This window comes from Pseudomonas sp. VEM90 (assembly GCF_054611535.1).
This window is the reverse complement of the sequence record NZ_JBTRAR010000003.1, coordinates 318,349-327,782: the sequence shown is the minus strand read 5'-3', so window position 1 is coordinate 327,782 and position 9,434 is coordinate 318,349. Positions and strand designations below refer to the sequence as shown.

Sequence of the window (9,434 nt, the reverse complement as noted above, 5' to 3'; positions counted from 1 at the left end):
GGCCCGGCCTCTTCGCGGGTGAACCCGCTCCTACAAGGCGACGCGGCCCGGTGTAGGAGCGGGTTCACCCGCGAAGAGGCCAGCACAGGCAATGCAAAGCTTCAGGGCCGCTCAGCTGCGGAGTGTTCCTCCGCCACCGGCGTCCCCCGCCCGGCTTCCTGATGCCACTGCAGGGCGATCAGGATCAGCGTAGGCACCCCCAGCAAAGCAGTGATCAGGAAGAAGTCGTGGTAGCCGAACTTCTCCACAATAACGCCCGAATACCCGCCGATCAGCCGCGGCAACAGCAGCATGATCGAACTGAGCAGCGCGTATTGGGTCGCCGAGAACTTCAGATTGGTCAGGCTTGACAGGTAGGCCACAAAGGCCGAGGTAGCCATGCCGGAGCTGAAGTTGTCCAGTGAGATGGTCACCACCAGCATTTCCAGGTTCGGCCCCATGTCAGCCAGCATCAGGAACAGGATGTTGGTGCCGGCAGAGGCTACGCCGCCGATAAACAGGATGGGCATGATGCCGAAACGTACGATCAGCAGACCGCCAACCCCGGCGCCGACCAAGGTCATGATCAGACCGAAGATCTTGCTGACGCTGGCAATCTGGTCCTTGGTGAAGCCCATGTCGATATAGAACACGTTGGCCATCACCCCCATCACCGTGTCCGACATGCGATAGGTGGCGATCAGGCCTAGCAGCAGCAGAGCCTGCCAGCGGTAGCGGGTGATGAAGTCGTTGATCGGGGTCAGCACGGGGGCCAGGCCGCGACGACCGAGGCTCGACAGGCAGGCCCAGGACAACAGCACGTAGAGGATCAGGCGCAGGAAGGCGCGGTCTTCCAGCAGCAGGTCAAGCGGCGTGGCATCACCGGAGATCACACTGGACCAGCCGGTATTGAACATCTGGGTGAAGCTGGCCGGTACCGAGACCAGCAGGATGATCAGCACGAACACCGAGGCCATCTGGTGCACCAGCCCGTAGCGCGCGGCCGACAGTTGGGTGCGCATGGGCACTGACGGTTCGCGCATGACCAAGGTGGTGAACAGGGCGGGCAGCATCATCACGCCGAACATCACGTAAGTACCGGCCCAGGCCTTGTGCAGGTAGCTGAAGCCGGTAGAGCCGAACCACTCGGCGAAGAACAGGGCACCGGCCGTGGCGAGCAAGGCAGCCACCCGATAGCCGGCCATGTAGCTGGCAGCAAGCGCGGCCTGGCGCTGGTCGTCGGCAATTTCCAGGCGGTAGGCGTCGACAGCGATGTCCTGGGTAGCCGAGGCGAAGGCCACCAGTACGGCCATGGCAATCAGCCAGGAGAGGTGTTGTTGCGGGTCGCACAGGCTCATGCCGACCAGCCCGATTACCACCAGCGCTTGCGACAACAGCAGCCACGAACGCCGGCGCCCGAGGCCGCCAAGCAACGGCAGACGCCATTGGTCGAGCAGCGGTGACCAGACCCACTTGAAGGCGTAGGCCAAGCCAATCAGGCTGGCATAACCGATGGTTTCACGGGCAACGCCGGCTTCGCGCAACCATACCGACAGGGTCGAGAACACCAGCATGTAGGGCAGGCCGGCGGCGAAACCGAGTAGCAAAAGTACCAAGGTTGACGGGCTGGCATAGGCAGCAAGCGCAGCGCGCCAGGTTTTACGGGGCATGGGCCAACATCTGCCTCAAGTTTTCGAAAACAAAGCGCGCACTCTAACCGCTGTGCTCCATTGGGCGCCAGCCATGGCGCGTCATATCCACACGATTGTTGCTTACATTCACACCTTCCTCGCGTAACCGCGCCCGTTGTTCATCGCCCGACGGCGTGCCCAGCGCCAGGCTCAGCCGGCCACCTGCGCCAAGCACCCGATGCCAAGGCAGGCGAGTGTCTGCAGGCAACTGCCCCAAGGTGCGCCCAACCCAGCGCGCCGCACGGCCAAGCCCAGCCAGTTCGGCCAGTTGGCCATAGCTCACCACCTTGCCGGGTGGCACTTGGCCAAGTACCGAATACAGCGCCGTTCGTCGGCCCTCGGCCGAATCAAGGGCGTGCTCATATCCATCAGACATCTCGCCCGCCTTGGGCTGCAGATGAAACCGGACCGGTGGTCCGGCAAATGAGAGTTGAACTCAACGGCATGCTCCCGGTCTGTCCTTGCTCTGGTCGTCGGTATCTGGATAATGCCCGGCTTTTTCGTCAAATCGAACCCTAGTCCGCAACCAAAGTCCGTTTATGAATTCTAGATTCTTGTTGTGCCTTCTTGCTGTTTCCCTGTGCGCCTCTCCGGTGTTCGCCGACACTGTGTGGATGAAGAACGGTGACCGGCTGAGTGGCAAGATCAAGGTCTTCGACGGCGGCAAGCTGCTGCTGGAAACCCCTTATGGCGGGTCAATCGCCCTGGACTGGAAACAGGTCCAGACGTTGGAAAGCGACCAGCAGATGCTGGTCAAACAGGACGCCTACAGCGGAGAGAAAGCCAAGTCGCTCAAGGCCGCCGAGCCAGGCAAGGTGACCTTGGCCAATGGCGATTCACCGAAGACGGTGGAGCTGGCCAGCATCGAGCAGATCATGAAGCCCAGGCCGCTGATCGAGGATTTCGTGTGGAAAGGCAATGTCGACGTGGCGCTGGACTACAAGCGCGCCGAGAACGACACCGACGATTACGACGTGGGCTTCAAGACCACTGCCCGCCATGGCCGTTGGCGGCACAACGCCGAGGGTGAGTACAACCGCGAGACCAAGAACGACATCACCACCACCAACAACTGGAGCGCCGAGTACGCTCTGGACCGCTTTATTACCGAGAAGTGGTTCTGGCAGGGGCGTGCGGAATACAAACGCGATCACATCGAAGACCTGGCCCGCCAGCGCACCGTGGGTACAGGCCCGGGTTACCAGTTCTGGGACGATGAGCTGGGTGCGTTCTCGCTGGGTTCACTGATCAACCGCACTGATTTCGAGTATCGGGACGGCGGAAAGGATAATTTCTATTCTGCGGCCGTGAAGTGGGATTACACCCGCTACCTGATCGGCAAGAACGTGCAGCTGTTCACCAACGGCGAGTTCGCCAAGCCGCTGGGTGGCGTGGCCGACTATTCGCTGGATGCCGAGGTTGGCCTGCGCTACAAGGTCACCGAGTGGGCTTCGCTCAACCTCAAGGCAGAGAAGGATATCATCACGGGCACGCGTGAGAGTGACCTGGACAAGACACGCTATACCGCGGGCTTTGGCGTTACCTGGTAAGGCGTCTGGATGCAGGTCAGTGGCACAGGCAGCGGATAATGCTTATCTTGTCCCCAACCCGTCCGCCAGGAGCCGCCCTCAAGTGAGTACCAACGCCATCCGCCCCGCCCGGGAACTGCTGCTCAAGGAATACCGCGGCGTGCTTTCGACACATTCCAGGTCGATGCCTGGCTACCCCTTCGGTTCGGTCGTGCCGTACTGCCTGGACGCCCAGGGCAAGCCGCTGATCCTGATCAGCCGCATTGCCCAGCACACCCACAACCTGCTGAAGGACCCCAAGTGTTCGCTGCTGGTGGGTGAGCGCGAGGCCGAGGATGTGCAGGCGGTAGGGCGCCTGACGGTGATGGCCGAAGCGCACAAGCTGGTCGACGAGGCCGTCATCGAGGCCGCCGCCGAACGCTATTACCGCTATTTCCCGGACGCGGCCAACTACCACAAGGCCCACGACTTCGATTTCTGGGTGCTGCAACCGGTGCGCCACCGCTACATCGGCGGTTTCGGTGCGATCCACTGGCTTGACCATGTTACCTTGGCCAACCCGTTCGCCGGCAAGGCCGAGGGGAGCATGATCGAACACATGAACAGCGATCACGCCAATGCCATTGCCCACTACGTCGAACTGGCCGGGTTGCCACAGCATGTAACGGCGCAGATGGTCGGGGTAGACAGCGAAGGCATGCACCTGCGCATCGGCCAGGCAGTGCACTGGTTGCCTTTCCCGACAACTTGCAACACGCCGACACAAGTCCGCGAGGCCTTGGTTTTGCTGGCTCGCGCTGACAAATGGCCGGTTGTGATGCAAACCGAGGGTTGAAATCCGGAGCGCAGGCATCCATCTGAGGTCTTATTGGAAGGTTATCTTCCGTCGAGGAACCCTTGATGCGTGCTTTTCTACTGCTGTTTCTGATTTTTCCTGTGCTGGAGCTGTTCGTCTTCGTGAAGGTCAGCGCGGCAATCGGTTTCTTTCCGGCGTTGCTGCTGATCATCGCCGGCTCCGCCTTGGGTGTGCTGGTCATGCGGGTAGCCGGCTTGGCTACCGCATTGCGCGCCCGTGAAAGCCTGCAGCGCGGTGAATTGCCCGCCGAGGACATGTTCCAGGGCATGATGCTGGCCGTGGGTGGTGGCCTGTTGCTGCTGCCAGGCTTCATCAGCGACGTGTTGGGTGTGCTGTGCCTGTTGCCGTTCACCCGCCGCCTGGCTGCGCGCAAGATGCGCGAGCGTGCCGAGGCCCAGGCCATGCGCCAGCGTGCGTTCCAGGATGACCCCTTCCAGGCGCAGCCGCGAGATGGCGGCCACCGCCCGAACGTGATCGAAGGCGAGTACGAGCGCCGCGACAAGTAAAAAGGACCGGGGCCGCGCAAGCGGCCCCGGTTTTTTTCGGCCTGATGAAAAATTTTCTATCTCGAGCCTTGTAATTGAATATGGCGGCCTCATGTATGTGGTCACCGCAAGGTTTCTGGTGGCAACACCAGACATTACACAGGTGGTTCGCTCACAGCGGGCCGCCCCCGGCAACGCCGGACAGCATCAAAACCGCCGGTGTCGAACCGGCCGATGAAAACCACAATTTGGGAGAGATCGACAATGAAACTTCGTCCTCTGCATGACCGCGTAGTCATCCGTCGCAGCGAAGAAGAATCGAAAACCGCTGGCGGTATCGTCCTGCCGGGTTCGGCCGCTGAAAAACCAAACCGCGGCGAAGTTGTAGCCGTCGGCACCGGTCGCGTCCTGGACAACGGCGAAGTTCGCGCGCTGGCCGTGAAAGTGGGTGACAAAGTGGTTTTCGGCCCGTACTCGGGCAGCAACACCGTGAAAGTCGATGGCGAAGACCTGCTGGTCATGGCCGAGAACGAAATCCTCGCCGTTGTCGAAGGCTGATTTCCCCCCCGACTTCCCGTTACTCCAAAGTTTTTCAAGGATTAAACGATCATGGCTGCTAAAGACGTAAAATTTGGTGATTCCGCTCGTAAGAAAATGCTGGTTGGTGTCAACGTTCTGGCTGACGCGGTAAAAGCGACCCTGGGCCCGAAAGGCCGTAACGTGGTACTGGCCAAGAGCTTCGGCGCGCCGACCATCACCAAGGACGGCGTTTCCGTCGCCAAAGAAATCGAGCTGAAAGACGCTTTCGAAAACATGGGCGCCCAGCTGGTCAAGGAAGTTGCTTCCAAGGCCAACGACGCTGCCGGTGACGGCACCACCACCGCTACCGTTCTGGCTCAGGCCATCGTCAACGAAGGCCTGAAAGCCGTCGCTGCCGGCATGAACCCGATGGACCTGAAGCGCGGTATCGACAAGGCAACTGCTGCCGTCGTTGCCGAGCTGAAGAACCTGTCCAAGCCATGCGCCGACTCCAAGGCCATCGCCCAGGTAGGTACCATCTCTGCCAACTCCGATAGCTCCATCGGTGAAATCATTGCCGAAGCCATGGAAAAAGTCGGTAAAGAAGGCGTGATCACCGTTGAGGAAGGCTCGGGCCTGGAAAACGAACTGTCCGTCGTAGAAGGCATGCAGTTCGACCGCGGCTACCTGTCGCCGTACTTCGTCAACAAGCCGGACACCATGGTTGCCGAGCTGGAAAGCCCGCTGCTGCTGCTGGTCGACAAGAAAATCTCCAACATCCGTGAGCTGCTGCCAGTTCTGGAAGCCGTTGCCAAGGCCGGCCGCCCACTGCTGATCGTTGCCGAGGACGTTGAAGGTGAAGCGCTGGCTACCCTGGTAGTCAACAACATGCGCGGCATCGTCAAGGTTGCTGCAGTCAAGGCTCCGGGCTTCGGCGATCGCCGCAAGGCCATGCTGCAGGACATCGCCGTCCTGACTGGCGGCCAGGTCATCTCCGAAGAAATCGGCCTGTCCCTGGAAACCGCTACTCTGGAGCACCTGGGTAACGCCAAGCGCGTCATCCTGTCCAAGGAAAACACCACCATCATCGACGGTGCTGGTGCTGATACCGAGATCGAAGCACGCGTCAAGCAGATCCGTGCCCAGATCGAAGAAACTTCCTCGGACTACGACCGTGAGAAGCTGCAAGAGCGTCTGGCCAAGCTGGCTGGCGGTGTTGCCGTGATCAAGGTGGGTGCCGGCACTGAAGTTGAAATGAAAGAGAAGAAAGCCCGCGTTGAAGACGCCCTGCACGCTACCCGTGCAGCCGTTGAAGAAGGCGTGGTGCCTGGCGGTGGTGTTGCCCTGGTTCGCGCCCTGGCAGCCATCATCGACCTGAAAGGCGACAACGAAGACCAGAACGTCGGTATCGCGCTGCTGCGTCGCGCTGTTGAATCCCCGCTGCGCCAGATCACTGCCAACGCCGGTGATGAGCCAAGCGTGGTTGCTGACAAGGTCAAGCAAGGTTCGGGCAACTTCGGCTACAACGCCGCTACCGGTGAATACGGCGACATGATCGAGATGGGTATCCTGGACCCAGCCAAGGTTACTCGCTCGGCGCTGCAAGCTGCTGCTTCGATCGGCGGTCTGATGATCACCACCGAAGCCATGGTTGCCGACCTGCCGGAAGACAAGCCAGCTGCTGGCATGCCTGATATGGGCGGCATGGGTGGCATGGGCGGCATGATGTAAGCCAGCCTTACCCCCTGCACCATCAAAAAGCCCCGGCTCGCGAGAACCGGGGCTTTTTTTATTGCTGTCGGGGCCTCTTCGCAGCACAAGGCTGCGCTTGAGCCTTGTGCTGTGAAAGAGTGGATCAACCGACCAGCGGATCACCGACGTGCAGAATCTTCATGCCGTTGGTGCCACCGATGGTGTGGTAGCTGTCACCCTTGGTCAGGATCACCCAGTCACCTTGCTCCACTAGGCCACGTTTGAGCAGCTCGTCGACCGCCGCCTGGCTCACCTTGTCGGCCGGCAGCGCGGCCGGGTCGAAGGCAATCGGGTACACGCCACGGAACATCGAGGCGCGCGCCTGGGTGGCGCGGCGCGGCGACAGGGCGAAGATCGGTACATGCGAGCGCAGGCGCGACATGATCAGCGGGGTGTAGCCGCTTTCGGTCAGGGCGATGATCGCCTTTACGCCCGGGAAGTGGTTGGCAGTGTACATGGCCGCCAAGGCGATGCTTTCGTCGCAGCGCTCGAAGGTGGTGTGCAGGCGATGGCTGGACTTCTGGCTGGTCGGGTGCTTTTCGGCACCCAGGCAGATGCGTGCCATGGCCTGGACCGCTTCGATCGGGTAGGAACCGGCGGCGCTTTCGGCCGACAGCATCACCGCATCGGTGTTGTCCAGCACGGCGTTGGCCACGTCGGACACTTCAGCGCGGGTCGGCATCGGGTTCTGGATCATCGACTCCATCATCTGGGTCGCCACGATGACTGCCTTGTTGTTGCGGCGGGCGTGCTGGATGATCTTCTTCTGGATGGCGATCAGCTCGGCGTCGCCGATTTCCACGCCCAGGTCACCACGAGCAACCATCACCGCGTCGGAGGCGGCGATCAGCTTGTCGAGGGTCTCGTCATCGGCAACTGCTTCGGCGCGTTCGATCTTGGCCACCAGCCAGGCGCTGCCGCCGGCTTCGTCACGCAGCTTGCGCGCGTATTCCATGTCGCTGGCGTCACGCGGGAAGGACACGGCCAGGTAGTCCAGGTCCATTTCCGCAGCCAACTTGATGTCGGCCTTGTCTTTTTCGGTCAGGGCCGGTGCGGTCAGGCCACCACCTTTACGGTTGATGCCTTTGTGGTCCGACAGCGGGCCACCGATGATCACCACGCAGTGCAGGGCGTCTGCCGTGGCGGTTTCGACGCGCATGACCACACGGCCATCGTCGAGCAGCAGTTCGTCACCAACGCCGCAGTCCTTGACCAGGTCGGGGTAGTCGATACCGACGATGTCCTGGTTGCCTTCGGTCAGCGGGTGGGCGGTGGAGAAGGTGAACTTGTCACCGATCTTCAGTTCGATGCGCTTGTTGGCGAACTTGGCGATGCGGATCTTCGGACCCTGCAGGTCGCCCAGCAGTGCAACATGGCGGCCGTTCTTGGCGGCGATGTCACGAATCAGGCGCGCGCGGGCCTTGTGCTCGTCCGGCGTGCCGTGGGAGAAGTTCAGACGTGCCACGTCCAGGCCGGCGAGGATCAGTTGTTCGATCACTTCCGGCGAGTTGCTGGCGGGGCCAAGGGTGGCGACGATTTTGGTGCGGCGGATGCTCATGCACAGACTCCTATAGTGAAGCGCAGCGAAAGGCTACTCCTGAATCTCGCTGTAGTCATTGTTCCGTTGCACTACCTACGCCCAGGGCAGGGTGGCATTTGAACGGCGCAGGGTATCCTTGCAAAAGGGTGTGAAGATTTGCAGGCAAACGCCGATACACTGGCATCAAAGGAGATCCCCATGCGAGCCCTGATCGTTTTAGCCCTGGCCGCCAGCGCCGTCGGCTGCACCCGCTGGTCCATGGACCACCACTTGAACAATGCTTACCGCGCTTACGACCGCGGCGATTGCGCGCGGGTCATGCTCGAACTGTCGCAGGTTGATCGCACCAGCCGGGCCCGGCCGTTCATCCATCCCGAAGTGTCACTGCTGCGCGGCCAGTGCCTGGAGCGTCAGGCGTTGTACGTGGACGCGGCGCAGACCTATCAGTACCTGATCCAGCAATACCCAGGCAACGAATATGCCTATCGCGCCCGAGCGCGTCTGCAGACACTGGAAAAACTCGGCCATTTGCGCGGTGCAGAAACGGCCGTGGCCAACCCGGTGACGACCGTACCTTGGCGCTAACACAAAGGTGTGGTTTATTTCACGAGATTTGCTGCGCGTGCTGCGCTAATCTGTAACTCAGTTGTTACAACAACCGCCAGTACCTTGTATTCCTGGCATCAGGTACGGAATACACCCGCGATCATGTTCAACAAGCGCAACATCGAACGTCATCAGCTACCTTGTGTCCTCAAGGTGTTCAACCGCTTTACCGGTCAGGAGATCGGTCAGCTAGGCAATGCCTCTGAAAATGGTCTGATGGTCATCAGCCAGCTACCCGTGCTGGTCGGGCCCGATTACGAGCTGCAGCTGCGTATGCCCCTGCATGGCGGCGGGCACCAGTTCGTCAACCTCACTGCCAGTTGCCTGTGGTGCCGCGAGGACCAGACGCCTGGGCACTACGATTCGGGCTTCATGCTGTTGCAGTCTCCGCGCGAGTACGATGATTTCGTCCGTTCGTTGCGCGATTATTTCAGTTTCCGCCCCGCCAACGCGCCCGTCTGAACGTTCGTTCTTCAC

Annotated in this window: 10 protein-coding genes; 7 read left to right on the top strand and 3 right to left on the bottom strand. The window is 60.9% G+C overall.

Features of this window, described 5'->3' with window-relative positions:
* Positions 1-101 precede the first annotated feature (101 nt).
* Together ACYCCG_RS05655 and ACYCCG_RS05650 are read right to left on the bottom strand one after the other, a co-directional pair.
* Complete coding sequence (locus tag ACYCCG_RS05655; protein ID WP_176682625.1) at positions 102-1,649, bottom strand: AmpG family muropeptide MFS transporter; 1,548 nt, start codon at positions 1,647-1,649, stop codon at positions 102-104.
* A 43-nt stretch (positions 1,650-1,692) separates the two neighbouring features.
* Entirely contained in the window at positions 1,693-2,046 is a 354-nt protein-coding gene (locus ACYCCG_RS05650; RefSeq protein WP_176682626.1) for an MGMT family protein, read from the bottom strand.
* Positions 2,047-2,209: 163 nt separating this feature from the next.
* Between ACYCCG_RS05650 and ACYCCG_RS05645 the strand changes: the two genes are divergently transcribed.
* From ACYCCG_RS05645 to groL, 5 genes are all read left to right on the top strand, one after another.
* The gene (locus ACYCCG_RS05645) at positions 2,210-3,220 is read left to right on the top strand and encodes a DUF481 domain-containing protein (RefSeq protein ID WP_339443002.1); all 1,011 of its coding nucleotides are present in this window, start codon (positions 2,210-2,212) and stop codon (positions 3,218-3,220) included.
* An 82-nt stretch (positions 3,221-3,302) separates the two neighbouring features.
* Positions 3,303-4,034: a HugZ family pyridoxamine 5'-phosphate oxidase gene (locus ACYCCG_RS05640; RefSeq protein ID WP_459669677.1), complete on the top strand. Its 732-nt coding sequence runs from the start codon at positions 3,303-3,305 to the stop codon at positions 4,032-4,034.
* Between the two features lie 65 nt (positions 4,035-4,099).
* Positions 4,100-4,561 (top strand): FxsA family protein, encoded by a 462-nt coding sequence (locus ACYCCG_RS05635; RefSeq protein WP_003251903.1) that lies wholly within the window; start codon positions 4,100-4,102, stop codon positions 4,559-4,561.
* Between the two features lie 243 nt (positions 4,562-4,804).
* Entirely contained in the window at positions 4,805-5,098 is a 294-nt protein-coding gene (locus tag ACYCCG_RS05630; RefSeq protein WP_003251905.1) for a co-chaperone GroES, read from the top strand.
* Positions 5,099-5,149: 51 nt separating this feature from the next.
* Positions 5,150-6,790 (top strand): chaperonin GroEL, encoded by a 1,641-nt coding sequence (gene groL, locus ACYCCG_RS05625; protein ID WP_176682629.1) that lies wholly within the window; start codon positions 5,150-5,152, stop codon positions 6,788-6,790.
* Positions 6,791-6,914: 124 nt separating this feature from the next.
* On the opposite strand, the gene pyk is transcribed toward groL, so the two are convergent.
* Complete coding sequence (gene pyk, locus ACYCCG_RS05620; protein WP_021785800.1) at positions 6,915-8,369, bottom strand: pyruvate kinase; 1,455 nt, start codon at positions 8,367-8,369, stop codon at positions 6,915-6,917.
* 180 nt (positions 8,370-8,549) lie between these two features.
* Here pyk and ACYCCG_RS05615 point away from each other — a divergent pair, with 180 nt between their 5' ends.
* Positions 8,550-8,936, top strand: a complete 387-nt coding sequence (locus tag ACYCCG_RS05615) for a tol-pal system YbgF family protein (RefSeq protein ID WP_003251914.1) — start codon at positions 8,550-8,552, stop codon at positions 8,934-8,936.
* Positions 8,937-9,059: 123 nt separating this feature from the next.
* Complete coding sequence (locus ACYCCG_RS05610; RefSeq protein ID WP_176682631.1) at positions 9,060-9,419, top strand: PilZ domain-containing protein; 360 nt, start codon at positions 9,060-9,062, stop codon at positions 9,417-9,419.
* The last annotated feature ends 15 nt before the right edge of the window (positions 9,420-9,434 follow it).

Bases quoted from the DNA above. Each gene is read 5' to 3' on its own strand.
- ACYCCG_RS05610 (WP_176682631.1), top strand. From the start codon at position 9,060: ATGTTCAACAAGCGCAACATCGAACGTCATCAGCTACCTTGTGTCCTC.
- ACYCCG_RS05650 (WP_176682626.1), bottom strand. From the start codon at position 2,046: ATGTCTGATGGATATGAGCACGCCCTTGATTCGGCCGAGGGCCGACGA.
- pyk (WP_021785800.1), bottom strand. From the start codon at position 8,369: ATGAGCATCCGCCGCACCAAAATCGTCGCCACCCTTGGCCCCGCCAGC.
- ACYCCG_RS05635 (WP_003251903.1), top strand. From the start codon at position 4,100: ATGCGTGCTTTTCTACTGCTGTTTCTGATTTTTCCTGTGCTGGAGCTG.
- groL (WP_176682629.1), top strand. From the start codon at position 5,150: ATGGCTGCTAAAGACGTAAAATTTGGTGATTCCGCTCGTAAGAAAATG.
- ACYCCG_RS05655 (WP_176682625.1), bottom strand. From the start codon at position 1,649: ATGCCCCGTAAAACCTGGCGCGCTGCGCTTGCTGCCTATGCCAGCCCG.
- ACYCCG_RS05630 (WP_003251905.1), top strand. From the start codon at position 4,805: ATGAAACTTCGTCCTCTGCATGACCGCGTAGTCATCCGTCGCAGCGAA.
- ACYCCG_RS05645 (WP_339443002.1), top strand. From the start codon at position 2,210: ATGAATTCTAGATTCTTGTTGTGCCTTCTTGCTGTTTCCCTGTGCGCC.
- ACYCCG_RS05615 (WP_003251914.1), top strand. From the start codon at position 8,550: ATGCGAGCCCTGATCGTTTTAGCCCTGGCCGCCAGCGCCGTCGGCTGC.